Raw genomic sequence first — 15,759 nt, forward strand, 5'->3', positions numbered from 1 at the left:
GACGGTTCAGTTCCACAAAAGAAAACGCGGCCCTCGTAAGGACCGCGTTTGGAAATTCATAACGACAAAGAGGCTTACTCTTCGGCTTCTGCCTCGGCCTCGGTCTCGCCCACGGTGGCCACTTCGTCGACTGCAATCTCTTCGCCCTCTTCCTCGTCTTCCGAGCGCAGGCTCGACGGGGCCGAGATATTGGCGATGACGATGTCACGGTCGATGGTCGGGCGCGCGCCTTCAGGCAGCGGGATATCCGACAAGTGCACAATGTCACCCACTTCCAGACCGGTCAGGTCAACGGTGACATGATCGGGAATGTCGCCGGCGATAACGCTCAGCTCGACCTCGGGACGAACGATGGTCAGAACGCCACCCTTCTTGATGCCCGGTGCTTCTTCTTCATTCGCAAAGTCGACGTGGATGAAGATATTCAGGCGCGAGGTGCGCTTGAGACGCAAGAGATCGATATGGGTGGGCAGATCCTTGACCACGTCGCGCTGCACATTCCGGCAGATGACGCGGACGTCGTCCTGACCTTCAACTTTCAGGTTGAAAAGCGTCGACAGGAAGCGGCCGTCTTTCAGCTTTTTGAACAGTTTGTTGAAGGGGATGTTGATGGGAAGCGGGTCTGCTTCGCCGCCGTATACGATACCGGGTACCATGCCATCGCGGCGTGCCTGACGAGCGGCGCCCTTGCCTGTCCCCGTCCGTACCTCGGCGTGAAGATCTGGGATCTGTCCAGCCATTTTGTATTCTCCTAAAGATAAGGCGGGGCTCCTCCAAGGCTGTAGCCCCACGTGAAGGCTGGCGCATAGCTGGAATCAGGCGAGTTGGCAAGGGGTTTCGAAACGCCTTGGGAAACGCAAATTTGAATTTGCGTGGCAAGCGCCTTCGAAGGCGCTTTTCTCAATGCGCTTCGAAGCGCATTCTACCTCGCCTCACTCTTCCGCCGTGACCTCGACCTCCTGCAACAGCGTGCCGGTCGAAGGCGAATAGATCAGGATACGGTTGTCGTCGGTGACCACCGCATACCAGGTCTCGGCCTGGGTGAAGGCAACCGCCTTGACGCCATCCGGCAAAGCGATGCGCTCGGGCAGGGGCGGACGGGTTTCCGAGAACTTGATGACAAAAAGCGCGATGATCACTAGAAGGCCGATGATCATGGTCGCCGTCAGAGTCGTGACCAGGATGCGCAGGAACTTCAACGTTCTTGCATCAATCGGGTTAGGAGTGTCGTCCATTGTCATCTCACCTTGTCATCTGCGAGATCGCCGCCGATCCGCCCGGTCGCCTAGATAAGGCGCTTTCGCGCGATGTGCCAGAGGCGGCGTCACTGTCGCGCACCCGGCTGGCGCGGTTGATCGCGGGCGGAGCGGTAAAGGTCAACGGCACGGTGATCGACAACCCCAAGGCAAAGGTGGCCGAAGGTGACAGTATCGAGATCACTGTTGAGCAGGCTGAGGAAAGCCATATTGCAGCCGAAGACATCCCGATTGAAATCGTTTACGAGGATGAAGACCTGATTGTGGTCAATAAACCGGCGGGCATGGTGGTGCATCCGGCCCCGGGCACACCGGGCGGTACCTTGGTGAACGCGCTCTTGCATCATTGCGGGGACAGCCTGTCGGGGGTGGGCGGTGTCGCCCGGCCCGGGATCGTGCACAGGATCGACAAGGACACATCCGGCCTGTTGGTCGTGGCCAAAAGCGACCGGGCTCATCACGATTTGGCCGAAAAGTTTGCGGCTCACGATATCGAACGCCATTACCTTGCGCTGGTCCATGGTGTGCCCGATGCTTCTGATCCGCGTCTGCGTGGCGTGCGCGGCGTCAGCTTCGAACCGGGTAACATTCTGAAAATCACCACCCAGTTGGCACGTCACAAACATGACCGCCAGCGTCAGGCGGTGCTGTTTGACGGCGGGCGTCATGCGGTGACACGGGCACGGATTGCCGGGCAGTTCGGAACGCCGCCGGTACTGGCGCTGATGGAGTGTTGGCTGGAGACCGGGCGCACCCACCAGATCCGGGTGCATATGGCCCATGCCGGGCACGGGTTGATCGGTGATCCGGTCTATGGCGGGCGGCGCAAACTCTCTGAGAAGGCCCTGACCGCAAATGCCATGGCGGCGATCAAGGCTTTCCCGCGTCAGGCGCTCCATGCCGCGACGCTGGGCTTCGCGCATCCCGTGAGTGGTGAAGCAATGCGGTTCGAGGCGCCTTTACCCGAAGATATGGCCGATTTGCTGGCGCTCTTAGGCGGGACGTAGCCCACGCCAGAGCAGCCACGCCATGAGTGCCGTTTCGGCCAGCACCGGGACCAGATAAGCTGGTTGCATCGCCGCGTTCCATTCGGGGGCTAGAAACCGCGTCAGGCTGCCCGCCAAGTAGACCAGCCCCGCCGCAGCAATGCCCCAGGCAAACAGACGCGGTGCCCCCCAGTTGCACAGCAATCCCGCCATGAGCAGGGCGTTGACCCCGAAAAACGCCAGTCCGAGATCATAACCCGCCGCGTGCATGCGCAGACAGGGTAGGGGATCAGCCCCAATTTTGATCGCGTCCTGAGCGGCCACGAGAAACAACAGGTTTGCGGCGATCACTGCCGCCTGCATCAGCCGGAATGCCATTGCCATCAGCGCCCACATTTCGTCAACGCCGCGAAGCAGGTGGAATAACATCACCGCCAGCGTGACGTCGAACCCGGCCATCACCAGGTCAAAGCCCAGCGACAGACGAAACCGGCTTTCGCCCGTTGCAATCGCCCAAGTGGTGGCCGTGCTGTCCGTCCAGTCGATCAGGGGGCCACGTAGCAGAACCTCGCTGCTGATCCCCAGCCCTATGATGCCGAGATAAAGCAGCCCCGCTGCCAGAAGCTGGCCCTGTGGTGCGTCATTGATCGAAGGATGCATGACTCTGTCTCCGGTTCGAGATTTCCATGTCGCAGCGATAAATCATGCGCAGTTTGCGTTGAATTGCTGAATTTCGTACCTGAGCCATGCGAAAATGCATGTTATCAATAGATAAGGCCCGAATTTCTTGTCACATTGAGCACATGCGCGTGAGCCACGATGCAATTGCGACGGAAATTCCTTAGTGTTTCGTTAAAGATTGTTGAGTAAGGGCCTTGAAACCCCGTTACCGCGAACATAAGTGAATGTTAAGCTTATAAACATTGGAGGGACAAGCGAGCACATGGGTAACTATGCAAATCTCCCGGCACCGACACCTGAAGGCGGGTTGAACCGCTATATGCAGGAAATCCGGAAGTTTCCACTTCTGGAACCGGAAGAAGAATACATGCTCGCCAAACGTTGGGTCGAGCAGGAAGACACCGAAGCGGCGCACAAGATGGTGACCAGCCATCTGCGGCTCGCGGCGAAAATCGCCATGGGCTATCGCGGTTATGGCCTGCCCCAGGCCGAAGTCATTTCCGAAGCCAATGTCGGCCTGATGCAGGCCGTAAAACGCTTTGACCCGGAAAAGGGTTTCCGCCTGGCGACCTACGCAATGTGGTGGATCCGTGCCTCGATCCAGGAATATGTCCTGCGCTCGTGGTCAATGGTCAAGCTGGGCACGACCAGCGCCCAGAAGAAACTGTTCTTCAACCTGCGCAAGGCCAAGGCCCGCATCGGCGCCCTGGAAGAGGGTGATCTGCGCCCCGAGAACGTAGAGCGTATCGCCAATGACCTTGGTGTGACCGAGGCCGAGGTGATCTCGATGAACCGGCGCCTGAGCGGTGGGGATGCCTCGCTCAACGCTACGGTTGGGTCCGAGGGTGAAGGCACCATGCAATGGCAGGACTGGCTTGAGGATGAAAGTGCCGACCAGGCTGGTGATTACGAGGCCAAGGACGAGCTGGAAGCGCGTCGCGAGTTGCTGGTGCAGGCGATGGAAGTGCTGAATGATCGTGAAAAGGACATCCTGACCCAACGCCGTCTCAGCGAGGAAACCATCACGCTAGAAGATCTCAGCGGCCAATACGACGTCAGCCGTGAACGTATCCGCCAGATCGAGGTTCGCGCCTTCGAGAAGCTGCAAAAACGAATGCGTGAGCTGGCGGCCGAAAAGGGCATGTTGGCTAGCGCATAACGTTCTCGGTAAGGATGGATCTGACCGAGTAGAAACAAAACCCCGTCTGATCGCCGTCAGGCGGGGTTATTGCTTGGTTCGGATGAACAGTTGACGCAGGTCATGGACATGAACCCGGCCTGTTCGGCACCATGCCACTGCACAGGCTGTAGAAAGGACGTTCCGCATGAAACCCGTTAGAACAATGATCCTGATGGCAAGTGAATCACGCATGCGTCTTGCTGAAAACGCTGGCGTGGGTAAAGGCGTGTCCGAACTTCTGACCCGTGATGCCACTGATTTCGAGGGGCTTTCTCACGGCTATGCAGACGCTCCGGGCCGCGGTCAGGCCGCGCCGGGCATGGCCGGGCATGGAGTTGACCGAACAACCTCCGAGCGCGAACAGGCTCGTGACGCCTTCGCCGATAAGGTGTTGGAAACCACATTGGAGCACTGGCGGTCCGGCAGTTATGATCGTCTGATCGTTGCGGCCCCGCCGCGTATGCTGGGCACATTGCGTGCCGCTCTGCCTGCACCTCTGGTAAGCGCGCTCAGTGCCGATCTTGACAAGGATCTGACCAAGCTGCCGGTTATTGACTTGCCCCGACACTTGGAATCGGTGCTTGCGGTCTGACGCACATAGGGCAATGGCCCGGTTTCGACTTGATCCCAAGCTTGCGCTAGGATCGGCATGAACACAGGACCTAGGATTGCGTGACATGGACAACAACGACAAGCTATCGGGCCGCCTGCACGGCGAACAGAATGAACCAGACGAAGGTGACGGTCTTGTGATGCGTATCCTTTTCATCATTCTCATCGGGGTAATGATGAGCGTCAGCCAAACGGTTCTCTGGGTGGTCACGGTCATCCAGTTGATCATCCGGGTGACCAACAACGGCACACCCAACGAACGGCTTGCCGATTTCGGCACCGATCTGGGCGTGTGGATGGCCAAGGCCGTGCGCTACATGACCGGCGGCAGTGAGGTCAAACCTTGGCCTTGGACGGAAATCGACTGACGGTTTCGGACGGTCCGCGGGCTTGCCGGCCCTTAGCGCTGTCTCGCCATTTCCGGTGCAAAGGGCAAATGCGCCAGAAATCGCGTTGAAAGCGACACGATACCCCTGTATGCCCCGCGAAACGACGAATTGAGCCGAGGCTGATTGCCATGAAAATGCACGAGACGTTTCTCAAGCCGATGCATCCAGAGGGCCGTCGGTTCGTGGCAATCTTTGCTGCGGTTGCCGTTGTCCTGTTCTTGATTTGGGAGCCTCTGGGTTGGTTGGGATTGGGTGCAACCATCTGGTGTTATTACTTTTTTCGGGACCCCAAACGCTCGGTGCCACAACGTGAAGGCTTGATTGTCTCTCCTGCGGATGGGGTCGTTTCGCTTATCGAACCCGCCGTGCCTCCCGCCGAGCTGGGCTTGGGTGATGCCCCGCGCACCAGGGTCAGCGTGTTCATGTCGGTGTTCAACTGCCACGTGAACCGTGCCCCCATAGCAGGCAGGATCGTCAAACAGGCCTATCGTCCGGGCAAGTTCCTTAACGCCTCTTTGGACAAGGCGAGTGAGGACAATGAGCGCAATGGGCTGGTGATTGAAATGGCGGATGGCCGTAACCTTGGCGTTGTGCAGATTGCAGGTCTGGTGGCCCGTCGCATCGTGTCCTTCGTGGACGAGGGACAAGAGATGCAGACAGGGGAACGGTTTGGCCTGATCCGTTTTGGGTCGCGGTTGGACGTCTACCTGCCCGACGAGGTCGCGCCGCAGGTTGCACTGGGCCAGACAATGATTGCCGGGGAAACCGTGATTGCCGATTTGCAGACCGATGCCCCGGCGCGTGTCGCGCAGGCGATCTGAGGTGGAGCGTGAGCCCAACCGTCGTGCCTCGCTCCGGCTGGCACAGCTTGTGCCGAATCTTCTGACCCTTGGGGCGTTATGTGCCGGGTTGTCGGCCATCCGTTTTGCCGCCGATGGTGCACCGGTGCTGGCTGTTGCAATGATTGCGCTGGCGGCTGCGCTTGATGGGCTTGATGGCACCATGGCCCGGCTGTTGAAAAGTGAAAGCGCCATTGGCGCCGAACTGGACAGCCTGGCCGATTTCCTGAATTTCGGTGCTGCCCCGGCAATGGTGCTCTACCTCTGGGTGCTGCAGGACGGACCGAGTGGTGGCTGGATCGCCGCCCTGATCTATGCCATCTGCTGCGCAATGCGTCTTGCCCGATTCAATGTTGGCGATCGCTCGGGTGCTCCGAAAAGCCCTTGGTTTCAAGGGGTTCCGGCCCCCGGAGGCGCGCTTTTGGCACTGCTTCCCATGGTTTTGGTGCAAATCTCACCTGCACTTCCGGCCGCTTTTGTGCAGCCCTTCACTGGGATTTGGCTGGTGGTGATCGGACTTCTTATGATCTCGCGGATAACGACCCCGTCAGTCAAGCTGCTGCGGATCTCGCGTGACAAGGCCCCATTTGCGCTTGTCGCGGTTATGGCCCTGATCACGGCTGGATTCACCTGGCCCTGGTCGGTGCTGTTTTGCGGTCAACTGGCATACATCGCGCTTCTGTTGCGTTGTGTCCTGCGGCCATTTCCGGTCTCTCCCTGTCACGATGACATGACCAAGCGTGACAGCGACTCGTCAAATATTAACAAGTAGAGATTTTTCATGAAGGCTGAATCCGTTACCAGTTCTTATCGCCGTTGGGCCCCGATCTATGACCGAACGTTCGGCGCGGTCACCAATGCCGGGCGTCGCCGCGCCGGGATGCTGTTTTCGCAATTGGGCGGGCACGTGCTCGAAGTCGGGGTTGGGACAGGGTTAGCTTTGCCGCTATACAAGGGCGACGTTCAGGTCACCGGCATCGACTTCTCGCACGAAATGCTGGCCAAGGCCAAGGCAAGGGTCACGGCCGAACGCCTGACCCATGTTACCGCGTTGCGCCAGATGGACGCCCGTCACCTGGACTTTCCCGACGGCAGTTTCGATCACGTTGCCGCCATGCATGTCCTGTCGGTCGTACCCGAGCCGGAAAAGGTTTTGGCCGAGATCGCACGGGTGCTGCGCCCAGGGGGCAGGCTGGTCGTAACCAACCACTTTGCCCGGGATCGCGGCGCCTTGGCAGCGTTGGAACGGGTCAGCGCCCCGCTCGAGAATCTGTTGGGCTGGCAATCTGACTTTCCGATCTCGACTGTGCTTGATGCTCCGGGTTTTTCCATTGTCGAGCAAGACAGCCTGCCGCCGATGGGCATGATGACCTGGCTGGTGATGGAACGGCAGGGGTAAGACGCTATTCCAGCCGGTCGCGCAACACCCGCATCATGTTTTCACCCATCACCTTGGCGATCTGCGTTTCGCTGACTCCGGCACGGATCAAGGCATCGGTCAGGGCGGGCAGCTCGGACGTGTCAAAGGCTGTCGCGATCGAGCCGTCAAAGTCGGACCCAAGAGAAATGTGATCCTCCCCCACCGCCGCGATCCCTGCTTTGATCATCGCCGCAATGCCATCGGGATTGATCTGGTCACAAGCCACCTCGGCCCAGTAGCCGATACCGATCACTCCGCCACCCTTTGCAATCGCCTGCATCAATTCATTGGGGAAGTTCCGCTTCACGGGGCAATGCGAGTGAATGCCCGTGTGGGACAGGACGATCGGCACATCCACCATCTCCAGCACGTCACGTGCCACCTGAGGACTGGAATGGGCCACATCGATGATGACTGGACGCACGGCCAGCTCAGCCACAACCTTGCGACCAAACTCGGTCAGCCCGTGATTGCCCTCTCCGTGCAATGACCCTCCCAATGCATTGTCAAAGAAATGCTGCAAACCAAACACCCGGTGCCCGGCCTTAATCAACCCTTCGAGATTGTCGAACTCGCCCTCCAGCGGGTGCAACCCTTCGACGCCCAGAATGCCGCCAACCACCTGCTGCCCGTCGGCGCGCGCCTGCAAAACCGATTCAAGATCGGTCTTGCTGCGAATGATCTTCAACCGTCCCTCCGAAGCCGCCTCAAACCCGCGCAGCTTTTCCGCCTGGTAAACCGCCCGCTCGTAGATCGACGTCCAGGTCCGCACCGGCCAAAGCTGCCCAAAGGCCAACAGGGTGATGTTGTCGCGCGCGCTCGACGAATTGCTGTCATAGTTCTGCCCGGTCGGACTCTTGGTGACGGCGGTAAAGACCTGCACCGCCACGCCGCCTTCCAGCAGGCGGTGCACATCGACCTGCCCGCGTTCGCCACGGGTCAGCAAGTCCCGTTTCCACAACAGCGAATCCGCGTGCCAGTCTCCGACAACCAGCCGATCATGTAGTGCCCGGGCCGTCTCGGACACCGGATAGGGCGCGTGGCGTGCCACCGCGTTGCGGCCCTTTTCGACGATCGCCGGAGCAAATGTCCAGAACCCGATCAGCCCCAAAACCGCCAACACCAACACACCGGCCAACAGCCGCTTGATCCATCGCATCACGCATCCGCCCTTGCGTTTGCGCAAGAGAGCCATGCTCCCCGATTCGTCACAACAGTGCCGCTACGGAACCTGTTTTGGTCTTCCTCTCACCAAGCATGTCACGGGGGATCGTGGAGGGCGGTCACCCAGCCGTCCGATGCCTTCCTAAGCGTTGCTCGAAACTCAAAGCGCCCGCCAGCCGATGTCGCGCCGACAGAACCCCTCGGGCCAGTCGATCTGCTCAACTATCGCATAGACCCGGTCGCGCGCCTCCTGCAGCGAAGCGCCACGTGCAGTCACGTTCAGCACCCGCCCGCCAGTGGCAACGGTCTTGCCATCCTTCCGGGTAGTTCCAGCATGAAACACCATGTTCATCGAGTCTTCGGGGCAGTTGTCCAGTCCCTTGATCACGCTGCCTTTTTCGTACCCACCAGGATAGCCTTCGGCCGCCATAACAACGGTCATGGCATGGTCGTCCCCCCAGTTGACCGAGGCTTCAGCCAGCCGACCCTCGGCTGCCGCCTGCATTAGGTCCAGCGCCTGTGCGCCCAGACGCATCATCAACACCTGACATTCCGGATCGCCAAAGCGGACGTTGTATTCCACCAGCCGCGGTGCACCGTCCTTGATCATCAGTCCGACGTAAAGCACCCCTTGATACGGCGTGCCGCGTTTCGCCATTTCCTTTAGTGTCGGGTGAACGATCTCATCCATGGTGCGCCGGGCAATCTCATCGGTCAGAACCGGCGCCGGTGAGTAAGCCCCCATGCCGCCGGTATTTAGACCTGTATCACCTTCACCCACCCGCTTGTGGTCTTGCGCGGTGCCGATGGGAAGCGCCTCTTCTCCGTCGCACAACACGAAAAAGGACGCTTCTTCGCCCTCCATGAATTCCTCGATCACCACCTCGGCGCCGGCCCCACCAAAGGCCCCGCCGAACATGTCATCCAGCGCATCCAGGGCGGTCTGCAAATCCATCGCCACGATCACGCCCTTACCCGCAGCCAACCCGTCGGCCTTGATCACGATCGGCGCGCCTTGATCTTCAACGTAAGCCCGGGCACTCGCCAAATCGGTGAAATGGCCATATGCCGCCGTTGGGGCTTGAGCCGCGTCGCAAATCTCCTTGGTGAAGCTTTTCGAGGCCTCCAGCCGCGCCGCCGCTTCAGACGGACCGAACACCGAAATCCCGGCTTCACGCAGTCGATCCGCCACGCCCTCCGCCAGCGGAGCCTCGGGGCCGACGATGACGAAATCCACCGCATTCTCTTCGGCGAAGCTCACCACCACGCCGCCATCATTGATGTCGATCTCAGCGCATTCGGCAATCTCTTCCATGCCGGCATTGCCCGGCGCCACGATCAGCTTGTCACATTTGGGGTTCTGCATCACCGCCCAGGCCAGGGAATGTTCGCGGCCGCCGCTGCCTAAGATGAGAATGTTCATGGGGGATGCTCCTGATGCTTGGCCTTCGCTCGCCCGCGTTCTAAAGCGAATTTGAACTGAATAGAATAGAGGTTATCCGAATTCGCGTTCGCGGTCCGCAGATGCGGACCAAGAGGCAGCGAATTTGGATACAATCTGTTCGAATTCTGCTCTAAGCTGCGCGAACCAAAGAGACAAGCGAGCCAGATGTCCGACCTGATCGACGATCCCATCCCCGGCCAGAACGAGCCAGAGTTTTCCGTCACCGAGATCTCGAACGCGATCAAGCGCGTGATCGAGGGCGAGTTCGGCCATGTGCGTATCCGGGGCGAGGTGGGGCGCGTGTCCCGCCCCCGTTCCGGCCACGTTTACCTTGATCTCAAGGACGATAAATCGGTGATCAACGGGGTGATCTGGAAAGGCGTTGCTACCCGTCTGGCGGTCCAGCCCGAGGAAGGCATGGAGGTGGTCGCCACAGGCCGCATGACCACCTTTGGCGGTCAGTCGCGCTACCAGATCGTAATCGAAGATATTAAACCCGCCGGGGTCGGCGCGCTGATGGCGATGCTGGAGAAACGTAAGCAGCAGTTGTCAGCAGAGGGCCTCTTTGCCGCTGAGCGTAAGAAGATGCTTCCGTACCTGCCTGAAATCATTGGTGTTGTAACCTCGCCTTCTGGAGCAGTGATCCGCGATATACTGCATCGGTTGCGCGACCGTTTCCCGCGCAAGGTGCTGATCTGGCCGGTCGCTGTTCAAGGTGAGAAATGCGCTGGCGAAGTGGCACGCGCCATTGAGGGTTTCAACAACCTGACGCCGGGTGGGGCAATGCCCCGTCCTGACCTCCTTATCGTCGCCCGTGGAGGTGGCAGTATCGAGGACCTCTGGGGATTCAACGAGGAGATTGTCGCGCGCGCGGTGGCCGCCTCGGATATTCCGTTGATCTCGGCCGTCGGCCACGAAACCGACACCACGTTGATTGATTATGTTTCCGACAAGCGCGCACCCACGCCCACAGCAGCGGCAGAACTGGCGGTGCCGGTGCGGCTGGAACTGCTGACATGGGTCGAAGGGCAGGGCGCCCGCATGGCGCAGGCCCTGGGGCAGGGGATTTCCACGCGTGGCCAGCGTCTGCGCGATCTTGGGCGTGCTTTGCCGCGCATCGACATGTTGCTGGACGGCCCACGCCAGCGGCTGGACCGTGCCGGTGAACGCCTGCCTGCCGCGCTCACCGCAGGTGTGCAACAGCGCCGGGTCAAATTGTCGGAAACCTCCGGTTCGCTGCGCCCCTCGCTGCTGACCCGGCAACTGGGCGAGAACAAGCGGCGGCTTGAGCAATCAGGGCCGCGCCTCGCTGCATGCCTCACCCAGGCCGTGGATCGCAAACGCGACGCGCTAAAGCATCGCAACGACCGACTGACACCTGGGCCGATCCGACAGGACATCGGTCGTAAATCCGAGCGTTTGCAGGCGCTTGCGCGGCGTTTCTCGGATGCGGCCCGGCACCAGGCGCATGAACGTCGCCAGAAGCTCGAAGCCCTCGACCGGTTACGTGAAACCCTTGGCTATCTCGAGACCCTGAAACGTGGCTACGCGGTGGTGCATGGCGCAGATGGCGTTCTCACCAGTAAAAAGGCGGCCCAAAAATCGGCCCCGCAAGAGATCGAGTTCGCCGATGGCCGACTGAAACTGGGTGCCTCCGCAACGAAGGCAAGGCGCTCCGCCAGGCAAGACGAACCGCCCGAACAGGGGTCTCTCTTTTAGATCAACAGATTACGCGCCGATCTTCGGCCCCAGACAGTGCAGCGGCTCGTTGCTGGTTTCGACCTCGTAAAGCTGTCGTCCGGTAGGGTCATTCTCGAACTGTGCTTCCAGTCCACCGGGCCCGTGCCGAAACGACCAGCAATGCGGATCGTCGGGGTGATCCTCGTAGACGAAGCAGATCTGATCGCCATCCTCCCACCAGCGCCCGTCCATGCATTGCCCGTCCAGGAAGGACCAACGCACACGGCGGTTTTCAAGGTACTCCTCGGCGCCATAGGGCCGTCCGCCCGAGCTGTAGTAATAGGTTTTGCCTTGGGTCAGGCGGTCAAACGCATCCGCGCTCAATCGCTCCTGCGCTATTGCGCCAACCGGGATCAGCCCCAGGATCAGAAGGAATACCCGCAACATGAGCTCAGGTTAGCCACAGGATTGCCGCCCCCGCAAGCCCGACCGCAACCTGTGTCCGAACCGGCCGGTTTTCGCTTCAGACCCCTAGATTGGGCGCGAGGCATTTCAACGGCGCGTTGGTGATGGTGATCCGGTAATACATCTGCGGATTCCACTCACCCACTGGCCGCGCGATCATCCCGCCCGGTCCGTCGCTGATGAACCAGCAGTGAAACTGTATCCCGCCGCGTTCCGCCCAGCCATCGTACGTATAACAAATCTGGCCCTCGGCTTCGAACCACCGCCCCTCGCGACAGCTCTCACCTTCGACACGTATCCGCACGGTCCGGTCGTCGTGGTATTCTTCCAGCCCCATCCGCAGCCCGTCGAACCGTTCGAAAACCGTGACCTTGCCTTTGGTCCGGTTGTCAAAGCTTTCCCCAGTCATCGCCTCCTGGCTCTGTGCCGGAAGGCCGGTCAGGGTTAGGTAAAGGGCAAGAGCAAGACGTGTCATGTCAGAGATTTATCCCGTCATTCCCGCATCATTCAACCGTTTCAATTCGCGCGCCATCACGCGGCGCCACAATGGCGGGATCAGCGCGATTGCCGCCATCACCGGCAGGGAATGCGGCAGGATCGGCATCTCCGCACGAAGCCGAAGCCCGGGATAGGGACGGTTCGGATACAGGTGGTGATCGGAATGACGCGGCGCGTTGATCATCAGAGACGAAGAAAACCAATGTGGAGAATTCCAGCTATGGGCATCACTGACAGGTTCCGGTTTGCCATTCTCTCTTGCGGCGCGGCGCAACCCATAGTGTTGCACGTAGTCGGCGAGCAGGATTTGCGCTTGGGCATAAAGGCAGATGAACAGATAGGTCAGTAGCCCCGTGGGCCCCATGAACCACAGGCTGAGTGCCAACCCGGCCAGGGCCATTGCGATGTAGCCCAGATAGGGATGTGTCCAGGCTGGCACCGGCCTTTGCGCTCGTGCTCGCAACGCATTTTCGGCCCGCAGCCCGGCCTGGAACGATCCGCGCCATGCAGTGGTAAAAAACCGATAGAATCCAACGCCCTTCATGGCGGAGTTCGGGTCGCCTTTCGTGCCGACATGAACGTGATGCACCAACAGATGCGCCGAGGCGTGATGTCCGATCATCAAACTGCTGTAAATCGTGCGCCCGAGATACCGGGCATAGCGCTCCGGGCGGTGGATCAACTCGTGTGCATTCGGGTGCGACACCTGCCCGAACCACTGCCCCATCGCCACCAACGTTAGAAAGGTGCCCAGCATTCCCGGCCCGATCCATATCGGCGCGGACACAGCCACAAGCAACAGCCCCAGATGCACAAGCCCCAGCAGCACCGACAACCCCTTGCCCGATGGAAACTCCGCCCCCTTGGGCAGGTCCGGCAACAGCCGGGGCGCAAATCGGTCCAGCCCTGCGGTGAAAAGCGTCATGTAAAGCAGCGCCGCCAACGGCCAGAGCCCGCCCGACAAGACGGCCAGGCACAGCAGAGCGACCGGCAGGATCGTGGCAATGGCAAAAAGGGTCATCTGCATGAATTGGCTCCTTGTCCCGGCGGTAAAACGGGGCGGGGCGCTTTTGAGGGCATTTTGGGTTAAAATCCGTGGCAGCACCAACGCAAAACAGTCGCACCAAGTCGTTTTTGACGCTTCATGGACAGGTGCGACAGGATTAGGAAGGGTCAGGAAACGCGAAAGGGGCCGGATATGGCACTGGATCAGGACAAGGGCGTCTGGAAGTCCGCCCGGGGCAAGGGGCGTGGTACGCCCAAGGGACGGCAATTGGATGACACGGCTCATGCTGATATCTGTGCCCTTCTGGGCGAGCGCGAACGTCGGCGCGACCTTCTGATCGAGTTTCTACACCTGATTCAAGACGCTTACGGCCATCTCAGCGCCGCCCATATCCGTGCCTTGGCCGAGGAAATGCGCCTGGGGCAGGCCGAGATCTACGAGGTTGCCAGCTTCTATGCGCATTTCGATGTGGTCAAGGAAGGCGAGACCCCGCCACCTGCGCTGACCATTCGGGTTTGCGATTCGCTGTCCTGCGAATTGGCCGGAGCGGAGCAGTTGCGCGCGGCTCTGGAAGAGGGCTTGGACCCCGCCGAGGTTCGTGTGCTTCGCGCGCCTTGCATGGGGCGCTGCGATACCGCGCCGGTGCTCGAACTGGTACACAATCACATCGATCACGCCACAGTGGGCCGTGTAAAAGCCGCGATCGAGTCTGGGGATATCCATGCCCATGTCCCGGAATGCCAGGATCTTGCAGCCTATTCCTCTTGTGGAGGATACGAGACGCTCACTCGCCTGCGCAAAGCCGGAGATTGGGAGCAGGTGCAGGAACAGGTTCTAGAAAGCGGGCTGCGCGGTCTTGGGGGCGCGGGCTTTCCTTCGGGGCGCAAATGGGGCTTTGTCCGGGCCCATGCCGGTCCGCGTTATCTGGCGGTGAATGGGGATGAGGGCGAACCGGGCACCTTCAAAGACCGCTATTACCTCGAACGCGAACCACATGTTTTCCTTGAGGGAATGCTGATCGCGGCTTGGGCGGTCGAGGCTGTGCAGGCTTTTTTGTATATCCGTGATGAATACCCTGCGGTTCGTGCCATTCTCGCCCGCGAGATCAAGGCGTTGGAAGACGAAGGGATTGTGGAAAAAGGCTATGTCGAGCTGCGCCGCGGCGCCGGCGCCTATATCTGCGGTGAAGAAAGCGCAATGATCGAATCGATCGAAGGCAAACGCGGCGAACCGCGTCACCGTCCGCCGTTTGTGGCCGAGGTCGGCGTCTTTGGCCGCCCGACGCTCGTGCACAATATCGAAACCCTTTACTGGGTTGCGCGCGTGATGAAGGATGGACCACAAATCCTCAATTCGGTTGAGAAAAACGGCCGCAAGGGGCTTCGCAGCTATTCCGTTTCCGGCCGGGTGGCATCACCCGGTGTCTATCTCTTGCCCGCAGGGTCTACGATCACGGATATCATTGATGCTGCCGGTGGCATGGCCAATGGCCACGTCTTCAAGGCCTACCAGCCGGGTGGACCGTCGTCCGGCCTTTTGCCCGCGTCGATGGATAACATCCCTCTCGATTTCGACACGCTGCAACCGCATGGCAGCTTCATCGGGTCGGCTGCCGTCGTGGTCCTCTCAGATCAGGACAGCGCACGAGGTGCGGCGCTGAACATGTTGAAATTCTTCGAGGATGAAAGCTGCGGCCAATGCACGCCCTGCCGGGTGGGTTGCGAAAAGGCGGTTAAGCTGATGCAGCAAAAGACCTGGGATCAAGGACTTTTGGAAGAGATTTGCCAGACCATGTCGGACGCCTCAATCTGCGGCCTGGGTCAGGCCGCACCCAACCCGATCCGCCTGACCATGAGGCATTTCAAGGACGAGCTGTAACCGCCTACTGCACGCCGAAAACCCGCTGCCACAGCCGCCCGCCAAAACGCGGCATCAGCACCATATAGGCGATCACCGCGGCAAACAGGATCAGTGCGGGCAGCCCATTCAATTGAAACCCACCTTCGGTGGTGTCTCCGGTGATCAGTGCGATCAGATAGCCGAACACAAAGAAGCTTGTGAACAGGTCCAGGATGAAGGCCACGACAACCTTCCACGTGGCTTTTTTTTCGTCATTCGTCATAAATTTGCCCCCTTCTT

18 protein-coding genes are annotated in these 15,759 nt (G+C 59.9%); 9 read left to right on the top strand and 9 right to left on the bottom strand.

The window, feature by feature from the left end; translation table 11 throughout:
- Positions 1-74: 74 nt before the first annotated feature.
- Complete coding sequence (locus tag RXV86_RS01360) at positions 75-740, bottom strand: 50S ribosomal protein L25/general stress protein Ctc (RefSeq protein ID WP_316297001.1); 666 nt, start codon at positions 738-740, stop codon at positions 75-77.
- A gap of 192 nt (positions 741-932) precedes the next feature.
- Positions 933-1,235, bottom strand: a complete 303-nt coding sequence (locus tag RXV86_RS01365) for a DUF6476 family protein (protein ID WP_316297002.1) — start codon at positions 1,233-1,235, stop codon at positions 933-935.
- Between RXV86_RS01365 and RXV86_RS01370 the strand changes: the two genes are divergently transcribed.
- Positions 1,235-2,263, top strand: a complete 1,029-nt coding sequence (locus tag RXV86_RS01370; RefSeq protein WP_316297003.1) for an RluA family pseudouridine synthase — start codon at positions 1,235-1,237, stop codon at positions 2,261-2,263. The two genes, RXV86_RS01365 and RXV86_RS01370, sit on opposite strands and share 1 nt — an antisense overlap.
- Here the strand turns inward: RXV86_RS01370 and RXV86_RS01375 are convergent.
- Complete coding sequence (locus RXV86_RS01375; RefSeq protein ID WP_316297004.1) at positions 2,249-2,902, bottom strand: DUF4386 domain-containing protein; 654 nt, start codon at positions 2,900-2,902, stop codon at positions 2,249-2,251. The genes RXV86_RS01370 and RXV86_RS01375 overlap by 15 nt on opposite strands.
- Before the next feature lie 283 nt (positions 2,903-3,185).
- Between RXV86_RS01375 and rpoH the strand changes: the two genes are divergently transcribed.
- From rpoH to RXV86_RS01405, 6 genes are all read left to right on the top strand, one after another.
- Complete coding sequence (gene rpoH, locus RXV86_RS01380; protein ID WP_316297005.1) at positions 3,186-4,082, top strand: RNA polymerase sigma factor RpoH; 897 nt, start codon at positions 3,186-3,188, stop codon at positions 4,080-4,082.
- Between the two features lie 166 nt (positions 4,083-4,248).
- Positions 4,249-4,695: a host attachment protein gene (locus RXV86_RS01385; protein WP_316297006.1), complete on the top strand. Its 447-nt coding sequence runs from the start codon at positions 4,249-4,251 to the stop codon at positions 4,693-4,695.
- A gap of 85 nt (positions 4,696-4,780) precedes the next feature.
- The gene (locus RXV86_RS01390; RefSeq protein WP_316297007.1) at positions 4,781-5,083 is read left to right on the top strand and encodes a DUF4389 domain-containing protein; all 303 of its coding nucleotides are present in this window, start codon (positions 4,781-4,783) and stop codon (positions 5,081-5,083) included.
- Positions 5,084-5,232: 149 nt separating this feature from the next.
- Positions 5,233-5,925 carry a phosphatidylserine decarboxylase gene (locus RXV86_RS01395; protein WP_316297008.1) on the top strand — a complete coding sequence of 231 codons (693 nt, stop codon included), beginning with the start codon at positions 5,233-5,235 and terminating at the stop codon, positions 5,923-5,925.
- Positions 5,894-6,715, top strand: coding sequence for a phosphatidylcholine/phosphatidylserine synthase (locus RXV86_RS01400; protein WP_316297009.1), 822 nt, complete (start codon positions 5,894-5,896; stop codon positions 6,713-6,715). Before RXV86_RS01395 ends, RXV86_RS01400 begins: the two co-directional genes overlap by 32 nt.
- Positions 6,716-6,724: 9 nt before the next feature.
- Complete coding sequence (locus tag RXV86_RS01405; protein WP_316297010.1) at positions 6,725-7,342, top strand: class I SAM-dependent methyltransferase; 618 nt, start codon at positions 6,725-6,727, stop codon at positions 7,340-7,342.
- Between the two features lie 4 nt (positions 7,343-7,346).
- On the opposite strand, the gene RXV86_RS01410 is transcribed toward RXV86_RS01405, so the two are convergent.
- Together RXV86_RS01410 and purD are read right to left on the bottom strand one after the other, a co-directional pair.
- Positions 7,347-8,558, bottom strand: a complete 1,212-nt coding sequence (locus RXV86_RS01410) for a membrane dipeptidase (RefSeq protein WP_316297011.1) — start codon at positions 8,556-8,558, stop codon at positions 7,347-7,349.
- Positions 8,559-8,687: 129 nt separating this feature from the next.
- On the bottom strand, positions 8,688-9,950 hold the full coding sequence (purD, locus tag RXV86_RS01415) for a phosphoribosylamine--glycine ligase (protein ID WP_316297012.1): 1,263 nt from the start codon (positions 9,948-9,950) through the stop codon (positions 8,688-8,690).
- 186 nt (positions 9,951-10,136) lie between these two features.
- Between purD and xseA the strand changes: the two genes are divergently transcribed.
- Positions 10,137-11,690 carry an exodeoxyribonuclease VII large subunit gene (xseA, locus tag RXV86_RS01420; RefSeq protein WP_316297013.1) on the top strand — a complete coding sequence of 518 codons (1,554 nt, stop codon included), beginning with the start codon at positions 10,137-10,139 and terminating at the stop codon, positions 11,688-11,690.
- Positions 11,691-11,699: 9 nt separating this feature from the next.
- Here the strand turns inward: xseA and RXV86_RS01425 are convergent, their stop codons facing one another.
- The 3 genes from RXV86_RS01425 to RXV86_RS01435 all read right to left on the bottom strand — a co-directional run bounded on the left by RXV86_RS01425 (position 11,700) and on the right by RXV86_RS01435 (position 13,641).
- Positions 11,700-12,098, bottom strand: a complete 399-nt coding sequence (locus RXV86_RS01425) for a hypothetical protein (RefSeq protein WP_316297014.1) — start codon at positions 12,096-12,098, stop codon at positions 11,700-11,702.
- Positions 12,099-12,174: 76 nt separating this feature from the next.
- Positions 12,175-12,591, bottom strand: a complete 417-nt coding sequence (locus tag RXV86_RS01430; RefSeq protein WP_316297015.1) for a hypothetical protein — start codon at positions 12,589-12,591, stop codon at positions 12,175-12,177.
- A 9-nt stretch (positions 12,592-12,600) separates the two neighbouring features.
- Positions 12,601-13,641, bottom strand: coding sequence for an alkane 1-monooxygenase (locus RXV86_RS01435; protein ID WP_316297016.1), 1,041 nt, complete (start codon positions 13,639-13,641; stop codon positions 12,601-12,603).
- Between the two features lie 171 nt (positions 13,642-13,812).
- On the opposite strand from RXV86_RS01435, the gene RXV86_RS01440 reads away from it, so the two are divergent.
- Positions 13,813-15,498, top strand: a complete 1,686-nt coding sequence (locus tag RXV86_RS01440; RefSeq protein WP_316297017.1) for an NAD(P)H-dependent oxidoreductase subunit E — start codon at positions 13,813-13,815, stop codon at positions 15,496-15,498.
- 4 nt (positions 15,499-15,502) lie between these two features.
- Here the strand turns inward: RXV86_RS01440 and RXV86_RS01445 are convergent, their stop codons facing one another.
- On the bottom strand, positions 15,503-15,742 hold the full coding sequence (locus tag RXV86_RS01445; RefSeq protein WP_316297018.1) for a hypothetical protein: 240 nt from the start codon (positions 15,740-15,742) through the stop codon (positions 15,503-15,505).
- Positions 15,743-15,759: the final 17 nt, after the last annotated feature.

Source organism: Aliisedimentitalea sp. MJ-SS2 (assembly GCF_032586155.1).
Lineage (GTDB): Bacteria > Pseudomonadota > Alphaproteobacteria > Rhodobacterales > Rhodobacteraceae > JAWHTC01.

Excerpts from the sequence above, each read along its gene's own strand:
- purD (WP_316297012.1), bottom strand. The coding sequence starts at position 9,950 with ATGAACATTCTCATCTTAGGCAGCGGCGGCCGCGAACATTCCCTGGCC.
- RXV86_RS01440 (WP_316297017.1), top strand. The coding sequence starts at position 13,813 with ATGGCACTGGATCAGGACAAGGGCGTCTGGAAGTCCGCCCGGGGCAAG.
- RXV86_RS01400 (WP_316297009.1), top strand. The coding sequence starts at position 5,894 with ATGCCCCGGCGCGTGTCGCGCAGGCGATCTGAGGTGGAGCGTGAGCCC.
- RXV86_RS01410 (WP_316297011.1), bottom strand. The coding sequence starts at position 8,558 with ATGGCTCTCTTGCGCAAACGCAAGGGCGGATGCGTGATGCGATGGATC.
- RXV86_RS01425 (WP_316297014.1), bottom strand. The coding sequence starts at position 12,098 with ATGTTGCGGGTATTCCTTCTGATCCTGGGGCTGATCCCGGTTGGCGCA.
- xseA (WP_316297013.1), top strand. The coding sequence starts at position 10,137 with ATGTCCGACCTGATCGACGATCCCATCCCCGGCCAGAACGAGCCAGAG.
- RXV86_RS01360 (WP_316297001.1), bottom strand. The coding sequence starts at position 740 with ATGGCTGGACAGATCCCAGATCTTCACGCCGAGGTACGGACGGGGACA.
- RXV86_RS01390 (WP_316297007.1), top strand. The coding sequence starts at position 4,781 with ATGGACAACAACGACAAGCTATCGGGCCGCCTGCACGGCGAACAGAAT.
- RXV86_RS01385 (WP_316297006.1), top strand. The coding sequence starts at position 4,249 with ATGAAACCCGTTAGAACAATGATCCTGATGGCAAGTGAATCACGCATG.
- RXV86_RS01365 (WP_316297002.1), bottom strand. The coding sequence starts at position 1,235 with ATGGACGACACTCCTAACCCGATTGATGCAAGAACGTTGAAGTTCCTG.
- rpoH (WP_316297005.1), top strand. The coding sequence starts at position 3,186 with ATGGGTAACTATGCAAATCTCCCGGCACCGACACCTGAAGGCGGGTTG.
- RXV86_RS01445 (WP_316297018.1), bottom strand. The coding sequence starts at position 15,742 with ATGACGAATGACGAAAAAAAAGCCACGTGGAAGGTTGTCGTGGCCTTC.
- RXV86_RS01375 (WP_316297004.1), bottom strand. The coding sequence starts at position 2,902 with ATGCATCCTTCGATCAATGACGCACCACAGGGCCAGCTTCTGGCAGCG.
- RXV86_RS01430 (WP_316297015.1), bottom strand. The coding sequence starts at position 12,591 with ATGACACGTCTTGCTCTTGCCCTTTACCTAACCCTGACCGGCCTTCCG.
- RXV86_RS01435 (WP_316297016.1), bottom strand. The coding sequence starts at position 13,641 with ATGCAGATGACCCTTTTTGCCATTGCCACGATCCTGCCGGTCGCTCTG.
- RXV86_RS01395 (WP_316297008.1), top strand. The coding sequence starts at position 5,233 with ATGAAAATGCACGAGACGTTTCTCAAGCCGATGCATCCAGAGGGCCGT.
- RXV86_RS01405 (WP_316297010.1), top strand. The coding sequence starts at position 6,725 with ATGAAGGCTGAATCCGTTACCAGTTCTTATCGCCGTTGGGCCCCGATC.